Source organism: Corynebacterium hesseae, assembly GCF_037850265.1.
GTDB classification, from domain to species: domain Bacteria; phylum Actinomycetota; class Actinomycetes; order Mycobacteriales; family Mycobacteriaceae; genus Corynebacterium; species Corynebacterium hesseae.
This window is the reverse complement of record NZ_CP137211.1, coordinates 2,169,890-2,196,360: the sequence shown is the minus strand read 5'-3', so window position 1 is coordinate 2,196,360 and position 26,471 is coordinate 2,169,890. Positions and strand designations below refer to the sequence as shown.

Annotated in this window: 27 protein-coding genes and 3 tRNA genes; 17 read left to right on the top strand and 13 right to left on the bottom strand. The window is 60.1% G+C overall.

Annotated elements, in window-relative coordinates:
• Positions 1-14 precede the first annotated feature (14 nt).
• Together R3O64_RS10375 and bcp are read right to left on the bottom strand one after the other, a co-directional pair.
• Positions 15-653: a TetR family transcriptional regulator gene (locus R3O64_RS10375; RefSeq protein WP_070522336.1), complete on the bottom strand. Its 639-nt coding sequence runs from the start codon at positions 651-653 to the stop codon at positions 15-17.
• A gap of 3 nt (positions 654-656) precedes the next feature.
• Positions 657-1,127, bottom strand: coding sequence for a thioredoxin-dependent thiol peroxidase (gene bcp / locus R3O64_RS10370; RefSeq protein ID WP_070522333.1), 471 nt, complete (start codon positions 1,125-1,127; stop codon positions 657-659).
• Positions 1,128-1,314: 187 nt separating this feature from the next.
• Between bcp and R3O64_RS10365 the strand changes: the two genes are divergently transcribed.
• The 6 genes from R3O64_RS10365 to R3O64_RS10340 all read left to right on the top strand — a co-directional run bounded on the left by R3O64_RS10365 (position 1,315) and on the right by R3O64_RS10340 (position 6,773).
• On the top strand, positions 1,315-1,593 hold the full coding sequence (locus R3O64_RS10365) for a DUF3618 domain-containing protein (protein WP_010191207.1): 279 nt from the start codon (positions 1,315-1,317) through the stop codon (positions 1,591-1,593).
• Between the two features lie 268 nt (positions 1,594-1,861).
• The gene (locus R3O64_RS10360; RefSeq protein ID WP_404507499.1) at positions 1,862-3,010 is read left to right on the top strand and encodes an ABC transporter substrate-binding protein; all 1,149 of its coding nucleotides are present in this window, start codon (positions 1,862-1,864) and stop codon (positions 3,008-3,010) included.
• Positions 3,011-3,012: 2 nt separating this feature from the next.
• The gene (locus tag R3O64_RS10355) at positions 3,013-4,128 is read left to right on the top strand and encodes an iron ABC transporter permease (RefSeq protein ID WP_339016867.1); all 1,116 of its coding nucleotides are present in this window, start codon (positions 3,013-3,015) and stop codon (positions 4,126-4,128) included.
• Positions 4,119-4,880 (top strand): ABC transporter ATP-binding protein, encoded by a 762-nt coding sequence (locus R3O64_RS10350; RefSeq protein ID WP_339016866.1) that lies wholly within the window; start codon positions 4,119-4,121, stop codon positions 4,878-4,880. Before R3O64_RS10355 ends, R3O64_RS10350 begins: the two co-directional genes overlap by 10 nt.
• 11 nt (positions 4,881-4,891) lie before the next feature.
• The gene (locus R3O64_RS10345; RefSeq protein WP_339016865.1) at positions 4,892-5,395 is read left to right on the top strand and encodes a 2'-5' RNA ligase; all 504 of its coding nucleotides are present in this window, start codon (positions 4,892-4,894) and stop codon (positions 5,393-5,395) included.
• Positions 5,396-5,561: 166 nt separating this feature from the next.
• Positions 5,562-6,773 (top strand): IS1249 family transposase, encoded by a 1,212-nt coding sequence (locus R3O64_RS10340; protein WP_339016864.1) that lies wholly within the window; start codon positions 5,562-5,564, stop codon positions 6,771-6,773.
• Between the two features lie 138 nt (positions 6,774-6,911).
• On the opposite strand, the gene R3O64_RS10335 is transcribed toward R3O64_RS10340, so the two are convergent.
• Positions 6,912-6,984: transfer RNA gene (locus tag R3O64_RS10335), tRNA-Lys, on the bottom strand.
• 318 nt (positions 6,985-7,302) lie between these two features.
• On the opposite strand from R3O64_RS10335, the gene R3O64_RS10330 reads away from it, so the two are divergent.
• The 3 genes from R3O64_RS10330 to sucD all read left to right on the top strand — a co-directional run bounded on the left by R3O64_RS10330 (position 7,303) and on the right by sucD (position 10,797).
• The gene (locus R3O64_RS10330) at positions 7,303-8,499 is read left to right on the top strand and encodes a L,D-transpeptidase (RefSeq protein WP_339016863.1); all 1,197 of its coding nucleotides are present in this window, start codon (positions 7,303-7,305) and stop codon (positions 8,497-8,499) included.
• A 238-nt stretch (positions 8,500-8,737) separates the two neighbouring features.
• Positions 8,738-9,910 carry an ADP-forming succinate--CoA ligase subunit beta gene (gene sucC, locus R3O64_RS10325; RefSeq protein WP_193629749.1) on the top strand — a complete coding sequence of 391 codons (1,173 nt, stop codon included), beginning with the start codon at positions 8,738-8,740 and terminating at the stop codon, positions 9,908-9,910.
• Positions 9,911-9,918: 8 nt separating this feature from the next.
• Positions 9,919-10,797, top strand: coding sequence for a succinate--CoA ligase subunit alpha (sucD, locus tag R3O64_RS10320; RefSeq protein WP_339016862.1), 879 nt, complete (start codon positions 9,919-9,921; stop codon positions 10,795-10,797).
• A gap of 61 nt (positions 10,798-10,858) precedes the next feature.
• Here sucD and R3O64_RS10315 read toward each other — a convergent pair whose 3' ends face one another.
• From R3O64_RS10315 to orn, 4 genes are all read right to left on the bottom strand, one after another.
• Positions 10,859-11,404, bottom strand: a complete 546-nt coding sequence (locus tag R3O64_RS10315) for a DNA-3-methyladenine glycosylase (protein WP_339016861.1) — start codon at positions 11,402-11,404, stop codon at positions 10,859-10,861.
• 27 nt (positions 11,405-11,431) lie between these two features.
• A complete protein-coding gene (locus tag R3O64_RS10310; protein ID WP_339016860.1) occupies positions 11,432-12,292 on the bottom strand; it encodes a siderophore-interacting protein in 861 nt (286 codons plus the stop codon).
• 157 nt (positions 12,293-12,449) lie between these two features.
• Positions 12,450-12,522: transfer RNA gene (locus tag R3O64_RS10305), tRNA-His, on the bottom strand.
• 49 nt (positions 12,523-12,571) lie between these two features.
• The gene (gene orn, locus R3O64_RS10300) at positions 12,572-13,204 is read right to left on the bottom strand and encodes an oligoribonuclease (RefSeq protein WP_070522488.1); all 633 of its coding nucleotides are present in this window, start codon (positions 13,202-13,204) and stop codon (positions 12,572-12,574) included.
• 272 nt (positions 13,205-13,476) lie between these two features.
• Between orn and R3O64_RS10295 the strand changes: the two genes are divergently transcribed.
• Positions 13,477-15,021 (top strand): alanine/glycine:cation symporter family protein, encoded by a 1,545-nt coding sequence (locus R3O64_RS10295; protein WP_070531537.1) that lies wholly within the window; start codon positions 13,477-13,479, stop codon positions 15,019-15,021.
• A gap of 42 nt (positions 15,022-15,063) precedes the next feature.
• Here R3O64_RS10295 and cmrA read toward each other — a convergent pair whose 3' ends face one another.
• The gene (gene cmrA / locus R3O64_RS10290; protein ID WP_070624957.1) at positions 15,064-15,876 is read right to left on the bottom strand and encodes a mycolate reductase; all 813 of its coding nucleotides are present in this window, start codon (positions 15,874-15,876) and stop codon (positions 15,064-15,066) included.
• 128 nt (positions 15,877-16,004) lie between these two features.
• On the opposite strand from cmrA, the gene R3O64_RS10285 reads away from it, so the two are divergent.
• Positions 16,005-16,190, top strand: coding sequence for a PspC domain-containing protein (locus R3O64_RS10285; protein WP_010191177.1), 186 nt, complete (start codon positions 16,005-16,007; stop codon positions 16,188-16,190).
• Positions 16,191-16,207: 17 nt separating this feature from the next.
• Here the strand turns inward: R3O64_RS10285 and R3O64_RS10280 are convergent, their stop codons facing one another.
• The 3 genes from R3O64_RS10280 to R3O64_RS10270 form a co-directional block, all read right to left on the bottom strand.
• Complete coding sequence (locus tag R3O64_RS10280) at positions 16,208-16,840, bottom strand: hypothetical protein (protein WP_339016859.1); 633 nt, start codon at positions 16,838-16,840, stop codon at positions 16,208-16,210.
• A 75-nt stretch (positions 16,841-16,915) separates the two neighbouring features.
• Positions 16,916-16,989: transfer RNA gene (locus tag R3O64_RS10275), tRNA-Arg, on the bottom strand.
• Positions 16,990-17,028: 39 nt separating this feature from the next.
• Positions 17,029-17,961, bottom strand: a complete 933-nt coding sequence (locus R3O64_RS10270) for a LysR family transcriptional regulator (protein WP_070624955.1) — start codon at positions 17,959-17,961, stop codon at positions 17,029-17,031.
• Positions 17,962-18,037: 76 nt separating this feature from the next.
• On the opposite strand from R3O64_RS10270, the gene R3O64_RS10265 reads away from it, so the two are divergent.
• The 6 genes from R3O64_RS10265 to ald all read left to right on the top strand — a co-directional run bounded on the left by R3O64_RS10265 (position 18,038) and on the right by ald (position 25,075).
• A complete protein-coding gene (locus tag R3O64_RS10265) occupies positions 18,038-20,110 on the top strand; it encodes a cytochrome c oxidase assembly protein (protein ID WP_339016858.1) in 2,073 nt (690 codons plus the stop codon).
• A 205-nt stretch (positions 20,111-20,315) separates the two neighbouring features.
• Positions 20,316-20,906: a single-stranded DNA-binding protein gene (locus R3O64_RS10260; protein ID WP_070563723.1), complete on the top strand. Its 591-nt coding sequence runs from the start codon at positions 20,316-20,318 to the stop codon at positions 20,904-20,906.
• Between the two features lie 80 nt (positions 20,907-20,986).
• On the top strand, positions 20,987-22,657 hold the full coding sequence (gene ettA, locus R3O64_RS10255; protein WP_070522290.1) for an energy-dependent translational throttle protein EttA: 1,671 nt from the start codon (positions 20,987-20,989) through the stop codon (positions 22,655-22,657).
• 48 nt (positions 22,658-22,705) lie between these two features.
• Positions 22,706-23,164, top strand: coding sequence for an acyl-CoA thioesterase (locus R3O64_RS10250; protein ID WP_101735449.1), 459 nt, complete (start codon positions 22,706-22,708; stop codon positions 23,162-23,164).
• 15 nt (positions 23,165-23,179) lie between these two features.
• Entirely contained in the window at positions 23,180-23,839 is a 660-nt protein-coding gene (locus R3O64_RS10245) for a hypothetical protein (RefSeq protein ID WP_339016857.1), read from the top strand.
• Positions 23,840-23,992: 153 nt separating this feature from the next.
• Entirely contained in the window at positions 23,993-25,075 is a 1,083-nt protein-coding gene (gene ald / locus R3O64_RS10240) for an alanine dehydrogenase (protein WP_070531516.1), read from the top strand.
• Here ald and R3O64_RS10235 read toward each other — a convergent pair.
• Entirely contained in the window at positions 25,072-25,461 is a 390-nt protein-coding gene (locus R3O64_RS10235; protein WP_339016855.1) for a globin, read from the bottom strand. The genes ald and R3O64_RS10235 overlap by 4 nt on opposite strands.
• A gap of 2 nt (positions 25,462-25,463) precedes the next feature.
• Positions 25,464-26,465 carry a mechanosensitive ion channel family protein gene (locus R3O64_RS10230; RefSeq protein ID WP_070683775.1) on the bottom strand — a complete coding sequence of 334 codons (1,002 nt, stop codon included), beginning with the start codon at positions 26,463-26,465 and terminating at the stop codon, positions 25,464-25,466.
• Positions 26,466-26,471 lie beyond the last annotated feature (6 nt).

Sequence of the window (26,471 nt, the reverse complement as noted above, 5' to 3'; positions counted from 1 at the left end):
TTCGCTGGGTGTGGCTAGGCGCTGGTGGCGATGGCGAAGAGGTAGGCGATGAGCATGCGCTTAATCTCTTCCACCACGCCATCAAAGCTTTCCTCGGAGCGCATGGTGCTGTAGTTGAGCAGGGAAACCACGGTGTGGACGAGGAAGGCGGCGATCTCCACACGGGCATCGGCGTCCATGCCCTGGGCAAGAGGCTCGATGATTTCCGCGATGGGCTTGAGCAGGCTGAGCTCCGTGTCGGCGGCCGTGGCGCGGGTCGCGGGTGTGGACTGCACGGCATGCCACACCGCTCGGCGCGAGGGGTCGTTGCGCCAAACACGAGCCATGCGGTCGATGAATTCTTCGAGGAAGTCCGGCCATTGCAGGGCCGGAACGCGCTGGGAAAAGCGCTCAACCTCAGCCAACATCTCCGCGGTGTCTTGGCGGTCGAGCTCGCAGATCAGCACGTACTTGTTGGCGAAGTACTGGTAGAGCGTGCCAATCGGCACTTCCGCGCGGCGCGAGACTTCGTCGAAAGTAAAGGACTCGAAGCCATAGTCCACGAGCGTCTCCCGCGCGCAGGACAAGATCCGGTCATACTTGGCCCGGCTGCGCGCCTGCGCTGGGCGACGCCTCGGGACCAGAATCTCCGGTGACTTCGAGCTGGATTCCACGGTTTAGTTGAGCCCCTTAAGCACGCGGGCGACGTGGCCGGTGGCCTTGACGTTGTACATGGCTTGGCCGATCGTGCCGTCCTCTTCTACAAGGAAGGTAGAGCGGATAACGCCTTGGACGATCTTGCCGTAGTTCTTCTTCTCGCCGAAAGCGGCATAAGCCGTCATGACTTCCTTGTCGGGGTCAGACAGCAACGGGAAGTTGAGCTCATGGTCCTCGCGGAACTTTGCCAGTGCCTCGGGCTTGTCAGGGGAGATTCCCACCACGGCGATGTTCATGTCATTGAGCTGCTCCAGGCTGTCGCGGAAGTCGCAGGCTTCCTTCGTGCAGCCAGGGGTGTTGGCGCGCGGGTAGAAGTAAACCACGACGCGCTGGCCAGCATAGTCACTCAGACTTACGGTGTTGCCGGCATCATCGCTCAAGGAAAAAGCGGGAGCCTTGTCTCCTACGGACAGTCGTTGTGCTTCAGTCATGCTGTCTACCTTACCGTGCCCTACGGGGAGGCTATCTGGCGAATCTACGCCACCGAGGGTGAAACAAACGTTGGCCAACTCTGCAGGGGAGCTGGCGGTCAATGTAGAATGTCGACGTTAGAACCACAACGGTTAGAAATACACTAACCGCAACAACACCGAACGAAGCCAAATTCAGGAGATTCACGTGGCACGCAACATTGATGATATCCAGCGCGACATCGAGCGCACCCGCCGTCAGCTGGCTAGCACCTTGGATGAGCTGGCTGATCGCAGCAAGCCGCAGAACTTCGTCGAGGACGCTAAGGGCGCGGCAACCCAGAAGCTGCAGGAGCGCAATGTGCAGATGGCGCTCGCCGGCGTTGGTGCAGCCGTCGTAGGCCTTATCGCTTTCTCCGTTTTCCGCTCCAAGCGCCGCAAGTCCGATATCAAGGAACTGCAGCGCCTGCTCGCTGAGCGTCGCTAGAGCCGGTTAGCGCCGTTGGGCGCGACTGCATACCTAGAGGCCCTGCCTTGGGAAATACCCCGGGGTGGGGCATTTTTGTGCTCCGTATGCGTTACTGGAAGCATTGCCTACCCTATGCAGGTTTTGGGTAGCCTTACCTGTCTGTGTAGTATGAACCTCCGAACAGACCATAAGACCAAAGTTTGAAGGAGAAATCGTGCTTCACGTATCGACGCCTGCAGGCCAGGCATCCCGTCCGCGCGCCGGGCGAGTAGTAGGGGCGTGCGCCATGGTGGCGGCGCTGGCCAGCGCGCTGGCGGGCTGTGCCTCCGACAATGCCGATGCCGGCAGCGAGCAGGCCACGGGAGCGCAGGGGACTGCCGCTGTGAGTTTCACAGACCTTGCCGGCCGCCAGGTGGAGCTGGACCACGCGCCGGAACGCGTCATCCTGGGAGAAGGCCGCAGCGTCTTTGCCACCGGCATCCTCAACAAGGAAGACCCGCTGGACAAGGTCGTGGCCATCGGATCGGACCTGAAGCAGAATGTGCCCGACTACTACCGCGAGTTGGAAAAGACCACGCCCAAAGTCAACGAGCTGCCGGAAATCGGCGGCTTCACCAAGGGCGATGTCACTGTGGAGGAGCTCATCAGCCTCGACCCGGACCTCATCGTGCTCTCCAAGGATCAGTACGAGGCCTCCCAGACCGCTGGGCTCACCGACAAGCTGGATCAGGCCGGCCTGACCTATGCCGTCACGGACTTCCGCGCCAAGCCCTTGGAGAACACCATTCCCACCATGGAAATCTTCGCCGATATCTTCGGCCACGAGGACCGCGCGGAGGAGTTCATCGCGGACTGGCAAAAGAACGTGGATCTGGTAACCGAGCGCGCCACGAAAGCGCAGGACAAGCCCTCCACCTTCGTGTGGCGCGCAGCGGGTGTCTCCGATTGCTGCGGCTCGTGGAATGACTCCAACATTTCTGAGCTGGTCAACGTCGCCGGCGGAAAGAACGTGGCAGACGGCATCATCGAGGGTGAGTCCGGCGCGCTGACCCCGGAGAAGGTTATCGACGCCAATCCCGACATGATCATCGCCACCGGCGGCGACTGGTCCGCCAAGGTAGATAGCGCAAAGGGGCACACCGGCTTCGCTGCCGCCGGCTATGGCATCAGCGAAAAGGACGCCCACGACAGCGCCGCTTCGCTGGCCGGCGTCCAACCTGGTTTTGAGGACCTCTCCGCCGTCAAGGAGCACAACCTCCACGGCCTGTGGCACCAGTTCTACAACTCGCCCTTCAACTACCTGGCGCTCCTTCAGATCGCCGCGTGGCTCCACCCAGAGGACTACGCAGACGTCGACGTTCAGCAAGAATGGGCCGAAGCCCAAGAGAAATACTCGCCCGTTCCCGGCGACGGAACCTTCTTCAGTACCAACTAGTCATGAGCATTCTCACCTCAACCGCGCGCTCGGCAAGCCCTGAACGGACCACGCGCGCAGAAACCGCGGTGCTTCTCGTGGAGGCCCTCGCACGCGAGCACTCCCGCGTGACCCGCCGCCGTATCGCCATCGTCGCCGGGCTTATCGTCGTAGCACTCGCCGCATTCGTTCTTAGCGTGATCGTTGGCGCCATCGACCTCACCCCGGGGCAGGTGCTGCGGGGGATGGTGGATCCGGGAGGCGTCGACAAGCAAACGCGTACAGTCCTGTGGAGCCTGCGCCTGCCTATGGCCGTCATGGCGCTGCTTATCGGGGCCAGCCTGTCACTGGCTGGCGCGCAGATGCAGACCATCCTGGATAATCCGCTGGCGGAGCCCTTTACCCTCGGCATCTCCGCGGCGGCTGCCTTCGGCGGAGCCAGCGCCATCGTGTTGCGTTGGCAGCTTCTGGCCCAGCCGCAGTTCAACCTCGCACTCATCGCGTGGCTGTCGGCGGCGCTGGCCACAGCCATCATCGTCGTTGCCGCCGTTATTCGCGGTGCGAAGTCCGAGACGATGGTGCTGCTCGGCATCGGCCTCGTCTTCTTCTTCCAGGCCATGCTGGCGCTCATTCAATACCGCTCTTCCAGCGAGGCTCTCCAGCAGATCGTCTTTTGGTCCATGGGCTCGCTCACCCGCGCCAGCTGGCAGGCCAACGCCGTGCTGGCCGGCGTGCTTGCAGTGGCGTTGCCCATCCTGGGCGCGCTGTCGTGGCGGCTGACGGCGCTGCGGCTTGGTGACGCCCGCGCCACCGCCCTCGGTATCAACACCTCTCGCCTGCGCGTGATCGTGCTCGTCGTGGTCTCGCTCGTCGCGGCCACCACCGTGGCTTTCGCCGGCATCATCGGATTTATCGGCCTAGTGGGCCCGCACATCGCGCGCATGTTGGTGGGTGAGGACCAGCGCTACTTCGTGCCGGCCTCCATGGCCGCGGGCGCGGCGGTGATGTGCGCCGCCCACGCGCTCAGCCTCCTGATTAAGCCCGGGCTGGCCATTCCCATCGGCATCGTCACCTCTCTATTGGGCGTGCCATTCTTCATCGCCATCGTCATGACCCGGAGGAGGGCATTGTGGACGTAGACCTCACCATCTCCGATCTGACCGCCGGTTATGGTTCGCGCACGGTGGTGGACAGGCTGAGCCTTCCCACCCTGCGCGGCGGGCAGGTCGTGGGGCTGCTGGGGCCGAACGCATCCGGCAAGACCACCACCATCAAGACGCTCGCCGGCGTGCACCGCGCGCGGGGTGGCACGGTGGACTTTCGCGTCGACGGCCAGAGCCCGCGCGGACAGCGGCGCCGCCAGCTTATCGGCTATGTGCCGCAGGGCCTGCCGCACACCGCGGCGCTGCGCGCGTTTGAGGCGGTGCTGATTGCAGCGCGGCGCGAAGCGTGCGAGGACCCAATCACCCGCACCGCCGAGGTCCTGCACTCCATGGGGCTCGACGACATTGCGCAGCGCTACCTCAATGAGCTCTCTGGCGGTCAGCGCCAGCTCGTCGCCGTGGCGCAGATGTTGGTGGGGACCCCTGGGCTCATGCTTCTCGACGAACCCACGTCCGCCCTCGATCTCAACCGCCAGCTCTTCGTCTTGGGCCGCGTGCGGGCAAAAGCTCGGGAGGAAGGAAGCCTCGCGTTGGTGGCGATTCATGACATCAACCTGGCGGCCCGGATGTGCGATCAGCTCGTCGTGCTCCATGGCGGCAAGGCCCGCGCCCATGGCGCGCCGGGGGAGGTGCTCACGGAGGAGCTCTTGCGCGAGGTATACGGCGTAGAGACGGATGTGCTGGACCACTGCGGGCAACCCGTCGTGGCGCTGCGGGAGGTTAGTTAGACTCGGGCCGTGTGAGCCGAAATTCGCCCGAGAACCTCCTGTTGTACCTCACCCCAGAGGATGAAAATACCCTCCGGGACGTCTATGCTGCCCTGGCTCAGCGTGGCTTTCCGGTGCAGCACCAGCGCCCGCACATTACGGTGACGTTCGCGCCGGCGCTCGAGACCGCAGTCGTCGACGAGGCCCGCAACCTGCTCCCGCCGCTTCTGCCCGCGGCCTTTCGCCGCGTGGGCACGGTGGTCTTTGGGACGAAGAGTAAACAGACCGTGGCGTGGCTTTTAGAAACCACGGATGAGCTGGAATCCGCCGCGCGCCGCCTCAGTGCCTCGAACCCGGAGGGGAGGGGCCCGCGGTGGACCCCGCACCTGACGATGGGTCTGCGGCTGCCGCGAGCGATGGTGCCGGAGTACATGCGGGCGCTCGATGAAATCTCGACCTTTGAGCACAAGGAATTCACGGCGGCGCAGGCCGCGTGGTGGCGGCCCAAGACGCAGCAGCTCGAGGTCTTGGCTTAAGGGACATTTCGTGTGGATAAACCGATACGGATTCCCAGGGCAGCCTGGGATAATACGGTGATCTTGATTTTGAATCGGTTCCAACGGCCCGATCTGTGAAATCAACACTGGATAGTCCTAGGTCTGTGATAGGAGGACTGCTGCTGGTGCGGTAAGGCCAATTCCTATGGCTAATAGGAATCGGCCGTCGTGTGACATGTGCGGCCACGGACTGGTTAAGAACGGCAAAACCGCGGCAGGAACCCAGCGCTGGTTGTGTCCTAAATGCAACGTTTCATCGATTAATGCCCGCGCACACACCAGCGAGATTCGGCACTTCAAAATCTTTATTGACTGGATTCTTTCCGGCGAATCCGCAGACCATTTAGCCAAACGCCTTGGGGTAACAAGGCGGACTTTGACCCGGTGGTTCAAGCTGCTGTGGTTTATCACCGTGCCCACGTCTACTGACCCCTATCGTGTTTACGACCAGGTCTTTATCGACGGCACCTATTTCCACAAGAAATGCCTGCTGGTAGCCTGCACCGAAACACACGTCATCGCCTGGCACTGGTGCCTGCGTGAAAGCTCATACGAGTACCTGAAACTGCTCGACAAAATCGCGCAACCACTCATCGTCACCACCGACGGGGCAGGTGGAGCGCTCAAGGCACTGCGCATTAAATGGCCCGACGTTGCCATCCAGCGCTGCCTAGTTCACGTCCAACGCAACACTTTTGCTGATATCAGCCGCAACCCGATTCACCCAGCGCATAAAGCAATCCGGAAACTGGGCTACATGCTTGTCCAAGTACGCAATCCCGACGATGCTGCGCGGTTTACAGCTGCAGTCCACCACACCCGTATTACCTTTGCTGATTGGCTTAAAGAGCGAACCTACCGCAGTGCTACACCTGCAGGCCAAGTACCGAAATGGGTCAGCCCCAACCAGAAATGGTGGTACACCCACCGCAACGCCCGCAGGGCTCTAAAGCGTTTGGAAAAGCTCATCCACGCAGGACAATTATTTACCTTCCTTGACCCGCCTGAAGGTGTCACACAGGCTTTAAAAGCCACCACGAACCTGCTGGAAGGTGGCATCAACAAACAGCTCAAAGACTTAGCAGGCAATCATCGTGGCATGTTCGATGAGCATCAGCGCATCACCATGGACTGGTGGCTCTACACCCACACCGAAGACCCGGTAGCGCCACTGGAGTTAGCCAAGCAACAAGACTTCGGACGCCAAGGAGAAAAAGCAGCACGCGCGGCCTGGGCAAGAGAAGAACTTAAACGACGAGGCCACCCAGACGGGCGACCTGCCACATTCGACACCCACATCGACAACGAATGGAACCCCAGCTTAGGCATAAGAAAAGGCTGGGCCGGACGCTCCTAAATCCACACGAAATGTCCCTTAGCGCGACACGCCGCAAATCCACACGAAATGTCCCTTAAGCCACGAAATGTCCCTTAAGCCGAGGTCTTGGGCTAGGATCGGAAAAGCCCCTCACCACGGGGTGAGGGGCTTAAGCTGTGCGCCATCAGGGACTTGAACCCCGAACCCACTGATTAAGAGTCAGTTGCTCTGCCAATTGAGCTAATGGCGCTTGTTGTTTCTGACCGACTCTGATTTCCTCAGTGCCTGCCGTGCAACGAGATGTAACTTTAACACCCTCTTTGTAAAAAGGTAAAATCGCCAGGTAGATGTGTGTTTTTCGCGATTAATGCCATGGCTAAATGCTTCTCTTAAAGAGTCGCGGGTGTGGAAGTCTGACGGGTGGGTAACGAAACGGTTAAGAGCGGTGGCGCCAACTGGTTCGTAGGGTGCGTGGGCGGTTAGGCTATGTGCACTCTTATTATTGTCTGTGTCTTTCTATGAGCTAGGGGTTTGTGTGCATTCTCTATTCCCTTCTGCACGTCCCGCAATGCTTCTCTCGAGTATCGTTGCGACCGCTTCACTCTTAACCGCCTGCACCATTGGTGGTGCCGCGGATTCCGGTCCGGCCACTGGCCAATCGGAGGCTGACATCAAAGCAAGTGCTTCGGCGGAAGCATCGGAGTCGGCAGCCGCCAAGGCAAAGCAGCTGAAGTTTTCCGTTAAGGATGGTGCGAGCGACGTCGATCCCTCCAAGCCAGTCGAGGTTACGTCCCCGGCCGGGCTTAAGTCGGTGACGATGACCAACGAAGCCGGCAAGGTGGTCGAGGATGAGCTGTCTTCTGATTCAAAGACCTGGAAGAGCGCCGAAGTGCTGGGGTACAACCACACCTACACCATCGACGCCACGGACAAGGACGGCACCCATAAAACCATCACCTTCACCACCCCGCAGGCAGCAGGCGTGTCCGAAGTGGCCTTGAGTCCGATACCGGATTCTGAGGTGGGGGTTGGCCAGGTTATCGGCGTGCGTTTCGGAAACTACGTCACCGACCGCAAGGCGGCCGAAGAAGCAATCACAGTCAAGACCGAGCCTGCCGTTGAAGGTGCTTTCTACTGGGTCAACAACCAGGAAGTGCGGTGGCGCCCGGAAAACTACTGGGAACCCGGCACGAAAGTGACCGTCGACGTCGACCTGTACGGTCGCAACCTCGGTGGCGGCATCTACGGCGGTGAGGATGCTTCCACAAACTTCACCATTGGTGACCGCGTCATCGCGCTGATCGACAACAACACGAAAATGATGTCGGTGTTCAAAAACGGTGAAGTGCTGCGCCGTTTGCCTGTTTCGATGGGCAGGGATGGCCAGTGGGATACCCCGAACGGAACCTACGTCATCGGTGACGAGTACCCGTCCCTCGTTATGGACTCCACTACCTTCGGCCTGGCTCTCGACGCCGGCGGCTACAGGACTGATGTTCAGTGGGCAACCCAGATGTCGTACTCGGGTATCTATGTCCACTCAGCTCCGTGGGCAGTTGGCGCGCTGGGCAGCTATAACCAGTCCCATGGCTGTATCAACGTAACCCCCGAGGCCGCCCAGTGGTTCCAGAATACGGTCAAGCGCGGCGACATCGTCCGGGTCTCCAACACCGGCGGCGGCGTGCTGAGCCCGCTCGATGGTCTGGGTGATTGGAACATGGACTGGGCCACTTGGTCTGCAGGCAACGCTACCGCTAATCAGTAGCTCTCCTGGGGCGGCGGCGCTTATCGACGTCGCCGACCAGGGTGCCCCCGAAAGCTAAATCAGCTAATTCTTTGCCGGTGGTTCAAACGGCTGTAACGGGCAGCGTTGCGGCGCATGTGCACGGAGTGCAAAGTGTGTGAAGTGTGACGCTTTAGCTTCTATAAAGTGGTTTGCATCACGTCTTTGTTTTGGTGAATCTTGTGGAGAACTAGTTTTCACTGCAAAGATGGAGGCAGAAGTGGATCTCTACGAGTACCAAGCTCGAGACCTCTTTGAAGCTCATGGCGTTCCCACCCTCAAAGGCATCGTTGCGACCTCAGCTGTGCAGGCTGAAGAAGCAGCCGCGAAGTTGGGGACACCGGTGGTCGTGGTCAAAGCGCAAATTAAAACTGGCGGACGCGGCAAGGCCGGGGGAGTCAAGCTCGCGCATAGCCCCGCGGAAGCTGCGGAAAAGGCCAACGAGATTTTGGGCCTGAAGATCAAAGGCCACACCGTGCGCAAGGTTATGGTGGCCGAAGGCGCGGACATTGCGGCGGAGTATTACTTCTCGATCCTCCTCGACCGCACCAAGCGGCGCTACCTAGCCATGCTCTCCAAGGAGGGCGGCGTAGAGATTGAAAAGCTCGCCGAAGAGCGCCCGGATGCCCTGATTAAGCGCAGCTTCTCCCCACTCGACGGTATGACGGACACGCTGGCGCGGGATATGGCGTATGAGGCCGGGTTTGATGAGGGGGACGTCGCCAAGCTGGTGCCCGTATTCAAGAAGCTCTACACGGTCTATACCGAGGAAGATGCCACGCTGGTGGAAGTTAATCCTCTGGTCAAGACCTCAAGCGGCGAAATTATTGCGCTCGATGGCAAAGTTACGCTGGATGATAACGCGCAGTTCCGCCACCCCGAGCACGTGGAGCTCCAAGACCACGGCGCGACCGACCCGCTGGAGCTCAAGGCGCAGAAGATGGGGTTGAACTACGTGAAGCTCGATGGTTCCGTGGGGATTATCGGCAATGGTGCTGGCCTTGTGATGTCCACGCTCGACGTTGTGGCCTATGCCGGCGAGGATCTTTCTTCGCAACCGAAGCCCGCGAACTTCCTAGACATCGGTGGTGGCGCTAACGCTGAAGTGATGGCCAACGGGCTCGAAGTGATTCTTAGTGATCCGCAGGTGAAAGCGGTCTTTGTCAACGTCTTTGGCGGTATTACCGCCTGTGATGAAGTGGCCAAGGGCATCGTGCAGGCCTACAAGATCTTGGACTCGGAGGGGATTGAACCCAAGCCTCTCGTGGTGCGCCTCGACGGCAACAACGCGGAACTTGGACGCACGATTCTTAACGACGCACACCTGCCCAAACTGGAGCAGGTAGAAACCATGGATGCTGCCGCCCGCAGGGCTGCGGAGCTGGCGAACTAGGAGTAGACATGTCGATTTTTCTCAACAAAGACTCGCGGATCATCGTGCAGGGCATGACGGGATCCGAAGGCATGAAGCACACGCGCCGCATGCTGGAATCCGGCTCCAACATTGTGGGTGGGGTCAACCCGCGCAAGGCAGGTGAGCGCGTCGATATTGACGGGCGCGAGATTCCCGTCTTCGGCAGCGTGCGTGAGGCCATGCAGGCGACAGAGGCCAACGTCACCGTAATTTTTGTGCCGGCAAAATTCACTAAGGACGCCGCGGAAGAAGCCATCCGTGCCGGTATTGAACTCGTGGTCATCATCACGGAGGGAATTCCGGTGAAGGACACCGCTGAGCTCTATGCGCTGGGGCGAGAGTCCAAAACACGCATCATTGGGCCGAACTGTCCGGGGCTCTACACACCGGGTGAATCCAATGCGGGCATTATTCCGGCAGAGACTGCGCCGAACCCAGGAAAGATTGGTTTGGTGTCGAAGTCGGGCACCTTGACGCATCAGATGATGTACGAGCTATCCGATATTGGTTTTAGTACGTGCGTAGGAATTGGCGGTGATCCGATTATCGGGACCACGCATATTTCAGCGATTGAGGCCTTCCAGAATGATCCCGATACCGAGGCGATCATCATGATCGGTGAAATCGGCGGTGATGCAGAGGAGCATGCCGCTGCCTATATCAAGGACCACGTCACAAAGCCGGTCATTGCGTATATCGCAGGCTTTACCGCGCCGGAGGGCAAGACGATGGGGCATGCTGGCGCCATCGTGTCTGGTGGTTCTGGTACGGCAGAAGGCAAGAAGGCGGCGCTGGAAGCGGCCGGCGTGAAGGTGGGCAAGACCCCCTCGCAGGCAGCGGAGCTGGTGCGGGCAGCCTTGGCTTAAAGATACGGTGCATGAGCCCAAATGAGGTGTATGAGTCCTGAGGCTCATACACCGGTAGGGGCTAGCGGGGGAGCCCGCGACGTCGAGACACTGTCTTGTCGAAGGGGATCCAAAACCGCAGGGCGGCGTCCTGGTTCTTTGAGATGCCGATGCGCGGCCCGCGGACCCACTCAGGTTCCTTATCGCGTTGTTTAAGGCGAATGGGCGTGCCGTTGTCCGCGATACTGAAGCCAAGGGCCCTGCCTAAATTTCCCGGTCCGCGGGCGAGGTTATGAAATTCCGTGTCGCCCCGGCGTTGGTAGGCAAGGTCTACTCCGTCGATGACTTCCCCGCCGCGGAGCAAGCAACCCTGACCGGTTCCTTCGGGCGCGCAGACGATGTTGCCGTTGCGGTGGATGCCGTAGGAGGCATAGACATAGAGGCGGCCGGGTGGGCCGAACATGGCGGCGTTGCGCGGGGTGCGGCCGTTGAAGGTGTGAGAGGCCTCATCGTCTGCGCCGAGGTAAGCCTCGACCTCCGTGATGCGCACCGAAACGCCGTTGTGCGTGAGCACCGTGCCCAGAAGCTGGGGAGCAACGACGTCGGCGGTGTCGGTGAAATCGATCATTGCCGCAGTCTAACGCGAAAACAAACGTTAGGCCTTAGCTCGTTCTTCCTCGGCCTCAATCTCTGCGTTGAAATTACGCTTGGAGGCCTGCCACTGGTCCTCAGTCATTCCGATACGCCAGTAGCCAGAGATAGAAACGTCTTCCTTGGGAATCCCGGATTCAACGAAAAGGAAGCGACGAAGCTCTTTGATCATTTCGGCGACTCCGTGGATGAACCATCCGGTTTTCTTCTCCTGGGGGATACCAGCCGCGCGGACCACACGGGATAGCTCAGTACCGTGGGTAGCGCCATTGCGGACTACCCAGGTGATTTCCACGCCATCGCGGGTGGGCAGTTCAAACGTGCGGTCTTCGGCTTCGATCTCGATATATGCAGTCGCAGTCGCGCCGTCGGGAAGCCGCTTCAAGCCAGCGCTGATGGCCGGTGCTGCAGACTCGTCGCCGGCGAACACAAAGTGCTCATAGTCTTTGGTTGGTCCCCACGCGCCACCAGGGCCGAGGAAACCGAGCTTCTCTCCAACCTCGGCTCTGCGTGCCCAAGGGCCAGCCAGGCCGGAATCACCGTGGGACACAAAGTCGATGTCGAAATCCCCGGTTTCTGAGTTCACGTTGATCAGGGTGTAGGTGCGGAGAATTGGCTGCTTGTCGCGCGGTTGCTCTGCGCGAATCTGCTCGATTTTAAACGGCCAGGAGTAGTCGGCACTTTCTGGCACGAACAACAACTTGATGTAGTGATCTGTAAACTCCAGCTCTTTGCCTATGAATGCTGGGGAGTTCATGTGTAACCGAACGAGGTCTGGAGATACTTGGCGGCGGCCAGTCACGGTCGCTTCATGTGCCTTGCGGGGTTTGCGCTTCGGCGCTGCCTCTTTGCCCTGGTCAGCCATTGTCATCACAATCCTTGCTATCTCTTTACGAGCTTAGATCTTCTGTGAGGGCAGAAGCCTACATGCTCTAAGTTTAGGTAAGGCTAACATGCTTAAGGTTGGCGGGCATAAAAAATTACCCCGCATCCTGTCGGAACAGGGCACGGGGCATATTCGGGGTGGCTGACGGGGCTCGAACCCGCGACACCCAGGATCACAACCTGGTGCTCTACCAGCTGAACTACAGCCACCATCGTTGCCTGAAAGCAACGAGATACAGGTTAACTCACCTCGTTGAATTTACAAAAACGCCTGGTAGTCATCGGTAGTGGCAGCCTTAAGATCCTCCGCTTCCGCGGTGGAGGGGCCGTCGTCCGTGCGGAAAACGCTGCGGCGGTAGAAGTCGAGCTCTCGAATGGACTCAATAATGTCTTGCAGGGCTCGGTGTGCCATGCCCTTTTGTGGCTGGTTGTAGTATGCCCGCGGGTGCCAGCGGCGTGCTAGTTCCTTAATCGTGGAAACGTCAATCATTCGGTAGTGCAGCGCGGCGTCCAGGCGCGGCATGTACTCGCGAATGAAGGTGCGGTCCGTGGCGATGGAATTGCCTGCAAGGGGAGCAGGGTGGTTGGCGTCGCAGTGCTTCTCGACGAGCTTCAGTACCGCTTCCTCCGCCTCTTCGATAGTGATCGTGGATTCCCGGATTTCCTTGTCGAGACCGGACTTCGCATGCATCTCGGTGACGAAGTCATCCATCTCCGCCAGTTCTTCCTCTGTAGCGTGCACGACGAGGTCGAGGCCCTCGTCAAGGATGTTTAATTCGGCGTCCGTGATGACGGCGGCGACTTCCACGATTACGTGGCGCTGCGGTTCAAGTCCGGTCATCTCCAAGTCGATCCAGACGAGGCGGTCGTTTTTGGCGGGGATATCACTCATGGCTTCCACCATAGTTTCTCTTCGGTCATGGTTTGGGAGGTGCCCTAGTCGGCTGAGATGGGGGTAAATGGGGGTGAGGAGGGGTCTCGTTGTGGAAGGTGCCTTTTTATTCGAGGTGTGCTGGGGTTTTCTGGTTGACATTGAGGGGCAGTGTCGAGGGCTTCTTGAACTTTTTCATGATTTCTCTCACCAAACCCTTGGGAGATGGGACATTATTAGGTCAGCCTTTAAAGTGATGGCACTCACATATATCGAAGGACGGAAACCTACCGATGTCAGCCTTTCTTGACACTCTCAACTCATTAATTTGGTCACCAGCATTAGTCTTCCTGTGCCTCGGCGCGGGAATTTATTTCACCCTGGCCACCAAGTTCTTACAGGTGCGCTGCATTCCGGACATGATTAAGCAGCTGAAGGACGGCGAAAGCTCCGATTCGGGTGTCTCGTCCTTCCAATCGCTGATGATTTCCCTGGCGGGCCGCGTTGGCGTGGGAAACATTTCGGGCGTTGCAACCGCCATCGCTTTCGGCGGCCCAGGTGCCGTGTTCTGGATGTGGGCGGTGGCTTTGCTCGGTTCCGCAACTTCTTTCGTGGAATGTACCTTGGCGCAGGTTTATAAGGAGAAGGACCAAGACACCGACGAATACCGCGGTGGTCCGGCTTATTACATCGAGAAGGCCTATAAGCACACCAAGGCCGGTCCTTTCATGGTGGTCTATGGAATCGTCTTCGCTATTGCGATGATCCTTGCCACCAGCTACTTCCTGCCCGGCATTCAGGCTAACGGCGTGGCTGCGGCCGTACAGAACGCTTGGGGTGTTGAGGTCGGTTGGTCTGCCGTGATTCTGGGCGGAATCCTCGCCATCATCATTATTGGTGGCGTGAAGCGCATCGCTAACTTCGCCTCCCTCGTGGTCCCGTTCATGGCCGGCGCCTATATCCTCTTTGCCATCATCATCCTGATCATGAACTTCAACCAGATCCCCGAGGTCTTCGGCATGATCTTTAAGTCCGCTTTCGGCGCGGAGCAGGCTTTCTCCGGCCTATTGGGCTCGGCCATCATGTGGGGCGTGAAGCGCGGTATCTACTCCAACGAGGCAGGCCAAGGTACCGGCCCACAATCTGCCGCAGCTGCGGAGGTATCCCACCCAGCCAAGCAGGGCTTCGTGCAGGCCTTCGCGGTCTACATTGACACCCTCTTCGTGTGCTCTGCTACCGCATTCATCATCATCTCTACCGACATGTACAAGGTCTTCGAAGGCGAGTCGGAGGATGGCCCAGTGCGCTACGCCGGTTCGATCCCGGATGGGGTCGAGGTCGGTCCGGGCTTTGTCCAGCACGGTCTGGACACCCTGTTGGCAGGTTTCGGCCCGAGCTTCGTTGCCATCGCTATTGCCTTCTTCGCCTTCACCACTGTCCTGGCGTACTACTACATGGCGGAGGTCAACCTGACCTATTTCAACCGCTGGATCAGCAACAAGACCACTCGCCGCGCGTTGGTGTGGCTCCTGCGCATTCTCCTCGTGGTGTCCGTGGTTGTTGGCGCAACGACGACTCCGGGTGCTGCCTGGGCGCTGGGCGATATCGGCGTTGGCGCGACCGCGTGGCTCAACATCATCGCCATCCTCTTCCTACAGGTCCCGGCCCTCAAGTGCCTCAAGGATTACAGCGCACAGAAGGCAGCTGGCAAGGACCCGCAATTTGACCCAGAAGCGTTGGGCATCAAGAACGCCGAGTTCTGGGTAGAGCGCAAGCTCGCCCGGGAGGAGGCCGCACAGAAGGCTATCGCGGAGCAATCGCCGCTCCAAGGCAAGTAAAGCAATGCCCGCTCTCCACGGGGAGAGCGGGCATTTTATGTCCTAGGCCATCTTGGAATAGAAGCTGCCGATGAGCGGTGCAGCAATTGGGGTGGGCACAATCTTGCCCAACGCGTTCATTGCTTTCGATAGCGGCCCAGGGACCACGCGGCGCTGGTTGCGGGCCATGGCCTCCAGGGTCTCTTCGGAGCAGGACTCATAGGTGGTCCACAAGAAATCCGGGACTACCTTGTCCACGATGGATTGCTCTTCTTCGGGGATGACGGCATCGCGCACCGGGCCGGGGGCAAGCAGCGTGCAGGTCACGCCGGAGCCCTTGAGCTCGTAGTGCAGGGCCTCCGTAAACGCGTTAACACCTGCCTTGGTGAACACGTAGGTGGCGTTGTTTGGGATGGAGACGTTGCCCGCGGCCGATCCCACGTTGCAGATAGCGCCGCTGCGTCGCGGCAGCATTTGCTCAAGGGCGGCGCGCGTCAGGCGGTGAACGGCCTTTGCATTGAGGTCGAACTGCCGGGTTTCATAATCCCAGTCCTGCTCCATGAACTTGCCAAAGCTGGCGATGCCCGCCGAGTTGACGATGATGGAGATTTCCTTGCCCGCCATGAACTCGATGACGCGGTCAACGTCTGCGGCCTCGGAGAGGTCCGCTGCCAGCGCGATGGCGTCCACCTCGTGGCGCGAGCGCAGGTCCGCGGCGATGGATTCAAGGACGTCTTCGCGGCGGGCAACGAGAATGACGTTGTAGCCACGGGCGGCTAGGTCCTTGGCCATCGCAGCGCCAATGCCCTGGCTAGCGCCGGTCAGCAGCGCATACGAGGAGCGGGTAGGGGCGGGCAGCCCGGGGGAGTGAGCCATGAAACGGCGTCCTTTCTCTCAGGGTGGGAAGTTTCCACCCAGCGTAGAGCAATCAGGGTCTAAATCAGGGTAAACACCGATGAACCCTTCGGCCCAACTCTGGATAATGGACAGTGAAAGGAGACATCATGAACAACCAACGTTTGACCCGTTCCACAACTGACACGATGCTCGGAGGCGTGTGCGGCGGCATCGCACAGACCTACAACCTCGACCCGACCTTGGTGCGAATCCTCTTCGTTGTTGCCACGCTGCTGGGCTTCTCAGGAATTCTGCTCTACCTCATCCTCTGGGTCGTCATTCCAGTGGAGTAATCGGTAGATTCTGCAAATTACTGCAGCGGGCCCATCGCCATGAAGCGCTTCCACGTTTCCCACTCATCACGCAGACGCGGCAGGGCGCTGGGTGGGGTAGCGGTGCCGTCGACAAGCGTGGCGTCCTGCATGCGTACGCCGTAGTCGAAGAAGAGAGCCCCGTGCCCGGAAGCGCCATAGCGGAGGACCGGCGCCAAATTGAGCCCGTCGAATGACAAGGGCGCGTTGGGGCGCACATCAAGCCCCGCGATCGCCGCGAGGGTAGGAGCTAGGTCGAGCGGGGAGACAAGCTCAGTGCACTCCCCGGACTCTGCAACCCCGGGCCACAGGAGAGACATTGCGGCCTTATCCTCCTGCAGGGAACACACCGCTACGACGCCATCGAGATCATCCAACACGTGGGGGTCTGGTTGCTCAAGAAGCCGAAAGACCCGTGACGATGCGGGGCGGGTATCCTCCCGAACCTCGAAGCCAGCTGCCGCAAAGATGTCCGTGATGCGCGTTGTGGCTCCGCGCTGCGGGTACTGCCCGGTGAGCACTCCGCGGCGTGACTCCGCATAACTTGGTGACGTCCCCCAGGCATTGCTGAAGCGCATTCCGCGCAGCGCGGATTGTGGAGCGTGGTCAAAAGTCGCGAGGGTGATGTCCATAAAAGTGTGCCTAAATTGTGCCCAAAGGCCACTTTTCGAGGTTTAATAAAACCCAAAAAGTGGCCCTGACCTGCGTGCCCCCAGCAGGATTCGAACCCGCGACACATGGGGTAGAAACCCACTGCTCTAATCCACTGAGCTATGGAGGCGTACCGCGCCATCATAACGCACTGGGGCGTGTAGTCCGATTATCGGGCTACCGCTGGCGTTGGCTCGGCGTTGGCGTTGAGGAGGACGTCGTTAAGCGTGCGCGCCGCTGGGCTCAGCGCACGGTCCGCGCGGTGGATGACGAGCGCCTGCACGGTCGGGAGGGCTTCCGCGATTCGCCGGAAGTGGACTCCCTGCTGGCCCAAAGTGTGCGCGGTGTGCGGCAGGAGGCTGATCCCGTAGTCGCCCGCCACGAGTGGCAACCCCGTCTGCAACGTGGGAACTTCTTGGACCGTGACGGGCTTGCTTAACGCTGCCTTGGCCCACACCTGATCCATTGCTTCCGGCAAACCACTGAGTTCGGGCCAGCGCGGCGGCAAGAGCCAGGTCTCAGCGCTCAGGTCGGTCAACCGCACGGGGTCGGGCAAGCCTTTAAGCCTCTCGGGGAGCGCGACGCGCACCTCCATTTCTGCGGCGCAGTCAATGGTGAGCTGCGCGCCGAAGTCTTGGTGGAAGCGCTGTGGGTTAGTGGTGAGGAGGATTCCTAACTCCGCTGAGCCATCCAGGACCTCTCTCAACGTGGCGGTTGGTTCTAAGTCCTTTAAGGAAACACTTACCTCCGGTGCGCGCTGGCGCATGCGGCACAAAATCTCAGGCATATAAAGCCAGTTGAACTCAGGGGCGGAGCATAACGTCACCGAGCCCGCGCTGCCGGATGCAATTTCGGCAAGGCGCGTGGTGGCGGTGGTAAGAAGGGAATCTATCGAGGTAGCGACGCCATAGAGGTAGTCTCCGGCCTCTGTGGTTCGGACTCCACCGCGCCCGCGGGAGAGCAGCTTCACGTTGAGATCCTTTTCGAGCTTGCGGACGGTCAGGCTTAAAGAGGGTTGCGTGAGTTGCAGTGCTTCCGCAGCTTGCGTGAAGGAACCGTGGTCCACAACGGACCGAAAATGGTGAAGCTGGCGAGAGTCCATAAGAGCAGGCTACCCGAAAGCTGAGAAAAAACTACCTTTTAGGTAAGAGAACCTCCGTGACGGTAGACTGCCCACCATGCACACTGAGAAAGAAACTCCCAGCTCACAGCGCTTTCGGGGGCCGGCACACTCGACGTCGGGAGCGCAGCCTTCCCGCTTGTTGAATCTTTCTTTCGTCGTCTTCGCGGGCCTCGTCGGCGGAATCATTTCTCTGTTCTTTCTTGCGGACTCGCTCGCCGCCCTAGGCATCCCCGACCCAGGGCGTATGACAACATTCGGCCTGCCCTTCTTCCGCGCTATCGCGTGGATGCTCATGGCGCTTTCTATCGGCTCCTTTATGTCGAGCGCCTTCTTTATCTACCCGGCGGTACCGGACAAGGACAACGAGCGCCTCATCAAGGCCACGCTCACCGTCGATGGGCACATCGCAGCGCGGACCGGCGCATGGGCGGCGGTGGGCGCCGCGGTGGTGTCTTTATTAGAGGTCCCTCTCGTCATGTCGGATCTCACCGGTACCCCGTTGGCTAAGGTTCTTAACCCGGAGCTCATGGGCATGGCAGTGGGGCAGATCGCGGCGTCGCAAGTCTGGCTGCTCACCGCAGCAATCGCAGTGATTGTTGCCGTATCTGGTTTTGTCGCACGCACGTGGGCGGGCCAGGTCGGAACGTTTTTCTTGTCCTTGTTGCTGACGGTGCCTCTCGGGATGGAGGGCCACTCGGCTTCCGGCGGCGATCATGACTACGGTACGAACTCGCTGCTGCTGCACCTGTTCTTCATCATGCTCTGGGTCGGTGGACTCATGGGGCTCATCGCCCATGGCCGCCGCCTTGGCCCAGATATGGGTGTGGCGGTGCGTCGCTATTCCACGGTCGCTTTGTTCTCCATCGTGGGGCTGGCAGCTACAGGCGTAGTTAATGCGCTGATTCGCGTTGAGTTCGGGGATCTGTTCACTACTCGATACGGCCTGTTGGTGCTGAGCAAAGCGGTGCTCACCGTGGTGTTGGCGGCCATCGGCTTCGTGCACCGACGGGTCACCATCCCTCACTTGAAGAGTTCGCCGCGCCTGTTTACCAGGGTGGCTGTGGTTGAGGTTCTCATCATGGCGGCGACCGTTGGCGTGGCCATCTCGATGGGCCGTACGCCGCCCCCGCCGCCGCGGGACCCGAATCTCAACGCCATGCAGATCCTGCTGGGCTATGAGCTTTTCGACGCCCCCACCGCCACCAACGTGTGGACCATGTTCCGCTTTGATCTCATGTTTGGCTCGCTGGGGATCGTGCTGGCCGGCTTCTACCTGTACGCGCTGTGGCGCCTCAAGCGCCGCGGGCTGACGTGGTCGGCAGGACGCACTGCGTGGTTCCTAGTGGGAGCGCTGGGCATGACGCTGATCATGAGCAATGGCATCGGCTTGTATATGCCGGCGCTGTACTCCATGCACATGTTGGTGCACATGATTCTGTCCATGGCAGTCCCGCTGTGCCTTGTGCTCGGCGCTCCGGTGACCTTAGTGATGGAAGCTTTTGAGCCTGGGGAGCCGGGCAAGCCCACGCTTCACGACGCTGCCGTCGCCCTCACCAAGGCCCGTACCTTGCGCATTCTTACGCATCCGGCGGTCAACGTTGTGCAGTTCCTGGCTTTCCTTTACGTGCTCTACCTTTTCCCGAACTTTTATGAGCTCGCCATTTCGGAACACGCTGGGCACGTGATTATGAACTGGGTCTTCTTGATCTCTGGCTACATCTACTACTGGGAGGTTATTGGCCCGGACCCGTTGCCGTGGCGCGCGCCGACGGGCATTCGCCTGCTCATCCTCTTCGTGTCGATGCCCCTGCACCTTTTTGCCGGTGTCTACCTCATGCAGATGCAAGTCATTCTGGGCTTGGACTTCTATGAGTCCTTGAGCTTGCCGTGGCACCCGGACTTTGTCACGGACCAACGAACCGGCGGCGGTATTTCCTGGGGCTTCGGCCAATTCCCGCTGGTGATTGTGTTTGGTTCGCTCTTCCTCGACTGGCTGCGGGAGGATCGTGCCACCGCTCGGCGCCATGATGCTAAGGCGGATATTGACGGTGATGCTGATTTGGAAAGCTATAACGCCATGCTCAAGCAAATGAGCGAAGGGGATGATTCCACCTTCCGCCAGCACTAGCGGGAGTGCGCACCCTGGGTGTGTGGAAAGGTGCTTTTACCTTTGTGGATGGATATCTTGTTGACGCGTACAACAAGTTATCCACAGGTTGGCAGTGAGGCCATTGCGGGCGCGCTGATCGGTGGCGATGATGCGAGGTACGGGAGGCGCATCGCTTCCTCGCATTGAAAAGAGCACCAGCCACAAACAGCAAAGGAATCACGCAATGTCTCAATACCCAATCTCACTCACGGGGCGCCTGACTCACGACCCCCACCTGACCAAAATCAGCGAAACCATGTACAAGGCCCGCCTCCGCTTTGCTTCCTCGCGCAGCGTTCCGGAGAAGGATGAGGAGGGCAAGACGGTGTGGCGGGAGTTGGACCTTAACTATATCGACGGTGAGGTGTGGGGCCAGTGCGCCATCAACGTTAAGAAGTCCCTGTTTAAGGGTATGCCGGTCTTTGTTATGGGCTCCATTGTCACGGACCGGTGGGAGGATAAGAACGGGGCAAAGCGCTCTAGGACCTATATCAAGATCGCCCACGTGGGCCTTGACCTCAACCGCTTCTGCATTACCTCCACCAAGATTGGTACCTCCTATGGTGAGGAGGGCAGCGAAGCCCTCTGGCTGGGGGAGAATCCGCCAGTACCGGATGTGGATTACACGGCACCGCCGAGTACTGCGGAGGATGAGGCATTGCCGGCTGCTCTGCAGTCGGGAGATACCCCGCAGGATACTGCGGCGGATCGTCAGCAAGCGCAGAGTGCGACCGAACCTCACCGAGAACCGGCGCCAGAAGAAGCTATGGCCTAAGGACGGGGGACTACCACCGCCCATGTGATGTACTCTTTGTACTGTTATTGACCAATCCTGACAGAAGTAAAGGGTGAAACATGGGCGAATTCATCTACACGATGAAAAACGTGCGTAAGGCCATCGGTGACAAGGTTATTTTGGACAATGTCACTATGGCTTTCTACCCGGGCGCCAAGATTGGCGTCGTGGGCCCCAACGGTGCAGGTAAGTCCTCGATCCTGAAAATTATGGCCGGCCTCGATCAGCCTTCCAACGGCGAGGCTTTCATTGACCCGGGCAAGACGGTCGGCATCCTCCTCCAGGAGCCGCCGCTCAACGAGGAGAAGACGGTCCGCGAGAACGTCGAAGAAGGCCTCGGGGAGATTTTCCAGAAGAAGCAGCGCTTCGAGGAGATCGCGGAAGAGATGGCCACCAACTACTCCGACGAGCTCATGGAAGAAATGGGCAAGCTGCAGGAGGAGCTCGACCACGCGGATGCGTGGGAGGTTGACTCCAAGATCGAGCAGGCCATGGAGGCACTGCGCTGCCCGCCGTCTGATGACCCGGTGACTAACCTGTCCGGTGGTGAGCGCCGCCGCGTCGCGCTGGCCAAGCTGCTGCTGAGTGAGCCGGACCTCCTGCTGCTCGACGAGCCCACTAACCACCTCGACGCCGAGTCCGTCCAGTGGCTGGAGAAGCACCTCGAGTCCTACCCGGGCGCCGTCCTGGCCGTGACCCACGACCGCTACTTCCTCGACCACGTTGCGGGCTGGATCTGTGAGGTTGATCGCGGCAAGCTCTACCCCTACGAGGGCAACTACTCCACTTACCTGGAGAAGAAGGCAGAGCGCCTCGAAGTTGCTGGTGCTAAGGACAAGAAGCTGCAGAAGCGCCTCAAGGAAGAACTCGCGTGGGTTCGTTCCGGTGCGAAGGCGCGCCAGGCCAAGAACAAGGCCCGTCTCCAGCGCTACGAGGAGATGGCTGCAGAAGCCGAGCAGTACAAGAAGCTCGACTTCGAGGAGATTCAGATTCCGACCCCGCCGCGCCTGGGCAACAAGGTTGTGGAGGTCAAGGACCTGACCAAGGGCTTCGATGGTCGCGTCCTTATTAAGGACCTGTCCTTCACCCTGCCGCGCAACGGCATCGTCGGTGTTATCGGCCCGAACGGTGTGGGTAAGTCCACCCTGTTCAAGACCATCGTGGGCCTGGAGGAGCCGGATTCCGGTTCTGTCACCGTCGGCGAGACCGTCAAGCTTTCCTACGTTGACCAGGGACGCGAAAACATTGATCCAGAGGCCACCGTGTGGGAGGTCGTCTCCGATGGACTGGACTACATCCACGTTGGCCAGAACGAGATGCCGTCCCGCGCCTACCTCTCCGCATTCGGTTTTAAGGGCCCGGACCAGCAGAAGCCGTCTAAGGTTCTTTCCGGTGGTGAGCGCAACCGCCTGAACCTGGCCCTGACCCTCAAAGAGGGCGGCAACTTGATCCTCCTCGATGAGCCGACCAACGACTTGGACGTGGAAACCCTGGGCTCCCTGGAAAACGCGCTGGAAAAGTTCCCCGGCTGCGCCGTGGTTATTTCCCACGATCGCTGGTTCCTCGACCGCACCTGTACCCACATCCTGGCCTGGGAAGGCAATGTCGCGGAAGGCCAGTGGTTCTGGTTCGAGGGTAACTTCGGTGATTACGAGAAGAACAAGGTCGAGCGCCTCGGTGAGGACGCTGCCCGTCCGTCTCGCGTTACCCACCGCAAGCTCAGCCGCTAGGGCCGCTCAGCCCTAACACTCAAAGGAAATCTTCGGAAGGATTCTGGAATGTCCGCTCAGAATGTTGTGTCGGAGGAGACTAAGGACAACGTCCACGAGCTCACCGTGGGAGTGCGTTGGTCGGACTTCGACATGTACGGTCACATGATGAACGCCAACTTTATCGAGCTGGCGCAGGAGGCGCGCTTGGCCTTTGCCATGCACCACTTCTATTCACGTGGGGTAAACATGGTGGCTTTTGTTCGCCACATCGACGCGGACTATGTCCGCCCCATCAAGTGGGATGGACGGCATGGCACGGTGACGGTGGAGACTACGGTGGTGCGCCTTGGAACCACGTCGTTTACCACTCGCCAGAAGATCAAGGACGCGCAAGGCCAGGTGGCCTGCGTCATCGACTGTGTGCAGGTCACCATTGATCCAGATACCCAGATGCCGCGGGAGGTTTCTGAGCAGGAGCGCACCATCATCCTGGAAAATGCTGTCGTCGAGTTGGACGAGCAGTAGGCGGCCAGCGCAATTATGGAGAGTGAATCCCTGACATTGCACAACGGCGGGGTGGGGCTGCAGGCCCTCCTCGCTCGTGCGACGGGGCTGGATGCCTCAGCGACGGTGCGCTTGCGTCAATACGACGCCACCCACGTTGAGGTTTTTGTCACGACCCCCTTCGATGTCGTCGTAGCGCGGCGCTGCGAGGGCGTCGTTGGCCGCGATGGGGCAGTGGTGTCGGCGCAGGCGCTTCTCGACGCCCTCCGCACCACCCCCGATCACCTCCTTGAGGAGGACGGGGCGGAGGTGCTTGACCTAGGCCCCGCGCGCGATCCCTCATGGCCGGGGGCCTTGCCGCCGGCAACGGGGTTTCGAGAGATTGATTCATTGCCTGTCGACGTCGTCCGTGAATTAGCGGATAAAGGCCGGCAGCTAGCTCGGCAATTCTCTGGTCCGATGGGACCTCCGAAAAGCCTGTTGAATCAAACCGTGCTCACCGTGGAGAGCGCGGAGACCCAAGTAGAGATTCCTATGCGGATGATCTTCGCCTGCACGAGTTTGGGCCTCATCCCGGGCTTTGCTGCGTCACTCAATATCCCCCGCCACCTGCGCGTGGCGGGCAAGGGGCGGTGGGTGCGCCTCGACGCGCCCTATGGCAGTGTTTATCACTCCACGCGGCTGTCTTTGTTCTAAAACGTCTCCAGCCTCGCCGCCGCAGAGTCCGCGGCGGGGCGCGGCACCGCGGAAGGAAAACTGTGTGGTTTCTACGCCCGCAACGCAGCGTGATTTGCGTTACCATTAAGGGGTCGAATTCAGTTTCTTTAATAAAAGGAGATGACTCGCACGATGCGTATTGCGGCACCCAAAGAAATCATGAACAACGAGAACCGCGTCGCTCTTACCCCGAGCGCTGCGCACGCACTCATCAAAGATGGCCATGAGGTTCTAGTGGAAACTGGGGCCGGAGAAGGCGCTTCTTTTCCGGACTCCGAGTACCAAGCCGTGGGCGCGACGATCGTCGCCACCGCCAAGGAGGCCTGGGCGGCGGACATGGTGGTCAAAGTCAAAGAACCGCTCGAGGCCGAGTATGGCTACCTGCGCGAGGATCTGCTGCTCTTCACTTATCTCCACCTGGCGGCGGACCGTCCGCTGACGGACGCCCTGGTTGAGGCCGGAACCACCGCCGTGGCCTATGAGACGGTTACCGATGCCCGCGGCACTCTGCCGCTTTTGACACCGATGTCCCAGGTGGCCGGGCGCCTCGCCGTCATTGAGGGAACTCACCATCTGTTGTCCACGCAGGGTGGGCGTGGCTTGTTGGTCTCCGGCGTGCCGGGCACCCAACCGGCGCGAGTGGTGGTCATCGGCGGTGGCCAGGTTGGCGCGTCCGCGGTGGCTATGGCGCACGGCCTGCGCGCGGAAGTCACGGTGCTCGACCTCGACCCACACGTCCTGCAGCGCTTCGATGAGCAGTACCAGGGCGGCGTGCGCACCCTGGTGTCGGACCCTGCCACGCTGGAAGCGGAGCTTCTCGCCGCCGACCTCGTCATCGGCGCCGTCCTCGTACCCGGTGCTGCCGCCCCGAAGTTGGTTCGGGAGGATGTGGTTAAGCGCATGAAGAAGGGCGCCGTGCTTGTCGACGTTGCCATTGACCAAGGCGGCTGCTTCGAGAACTCCCACAAGACCTCGCACGATGAGCCCACCTTCAAGGTGCACGACACCCTCTTCTACTGTGTTGCCAACATGCCGGGCGCGGTGGCGAACACCTCCGCGCGCGCACTCGGCTCGGCGACCTTGCCGTACATGCGCGCCCTGGCTGCCGGCGGCTTCGACGGTGCGGTCGAGCGCTTCCCGGGCTTGGCCAATGGCCTGATGACCCGCGGGGGAGAGCTGGTGTCCAAGCCCGTGAAGGAGGCCTTCGGGCTTTAGGGTGCGCGGTTGATGAGCATCGCCGCTACTCGCTCCATGTGGTCCCAAATCATCGCACGGTAGGCCGGCGGGATGGTCTCCTCGTCGATCTGCGCCAAGGAATTGCCCATGAGCTCGAGCCAGCGATTATGGGCAGCTATGTCGATGGGGTAGGGCGCGTGGCGCATGCGCAGGCGCGGGTGACCGCGATTCTCTGAGAAGAGCTGGGGTCCGCCCCAGTACTGCACGAGGAACCAGGTCAGGCGTTTTTCCGCGCCCTCCCAATCCTGCTGCGGGTACATCGGTCCGATGAGATCATCCTCGTGCACCTGTGCATAGAAACCGCCGACGAGTTTCTCAAAGGTCTCCATTCCACCGACGGCTTCGTACACGCTCGTTGGTTGCACGCCTAATCTTCCTTTCGCGTCAGGCTGGGTTCTTCCAGATCAAAGATAGCCATCCCTCGCGGGTAGGGCGTGGTAATTCCTTCCGTATGCATGGCGGTGAGGATTTTCGCCTGCATCGCGCGCTGCACATCCCATTGTTTGCCCGGTAGCGTCTTGACGGAAACGCGGTAGGACATGTGGTCAACTTCCAAACCGGACATGCCATTGACCGTAGGTTTGGCCAGGATGAAGCCCTTGATTTCGGGGTCGCGGGCGGCGTTCTCTGCTGCGGAGGTGATGACATCGACTGCGCGGGTGGGGTCGTTGCTCAGTGCGATGGGGACTTGCACGCGGGCGACGGAGTAGCGGTCGGAATGGTTGGCCACCTGCAAGATTTCGCCGTTACGGACGTACCATAGCGCGCCATCGATATCGCGGACCGTGGTAATACGTAGGGAAATGGACTCCACGTCGCCGAAGACCCCGTTTCCGAGGTCGATGGTGTCACCGATGCCGTACTGGTCCTCCATGAGCATGAAAATGCCGGACAGGAAGTCCTTGACCAGCGCTTGGGCGCCGAAACCAAGGGCGACACCAACCACGCCGGCTGAGGCCACGAGCGGGGCGACGTTGACTCCGAGCTTGTCCAAGATAGCGAGCGCTGCCCAGACCCAGACGAATATGGCAACCGCGGAGCGTCCAACGCCGGCGAGGGTCTGGATGCGGGAGGTGCGCCGAGCCTCCTGTGTTTGCTCGAGGACTTTGTCGGTTGTTCGGTGCGCTTTGCGCGGGGAGAGCGGCGAGCTGAGCTTGCCCTTCTTGATGCTGTTATCAGCCAGCTTGGTGATGAGTCGGCGCAGCAGCCAGCTGCCGATGATGGCGACGATGAGGATGAGCGCGATGCCGATGGGTTTGTCGATGAGCCAGGACTGCATGTTTTCTGTTTGCCACCAGCGGGTGACCGCGTCGACAGCCCCGTCGGTTGGCTCGGAGGAAGCGCTTAGGTATGCGGTTGGTCTGGTCACGTGTGT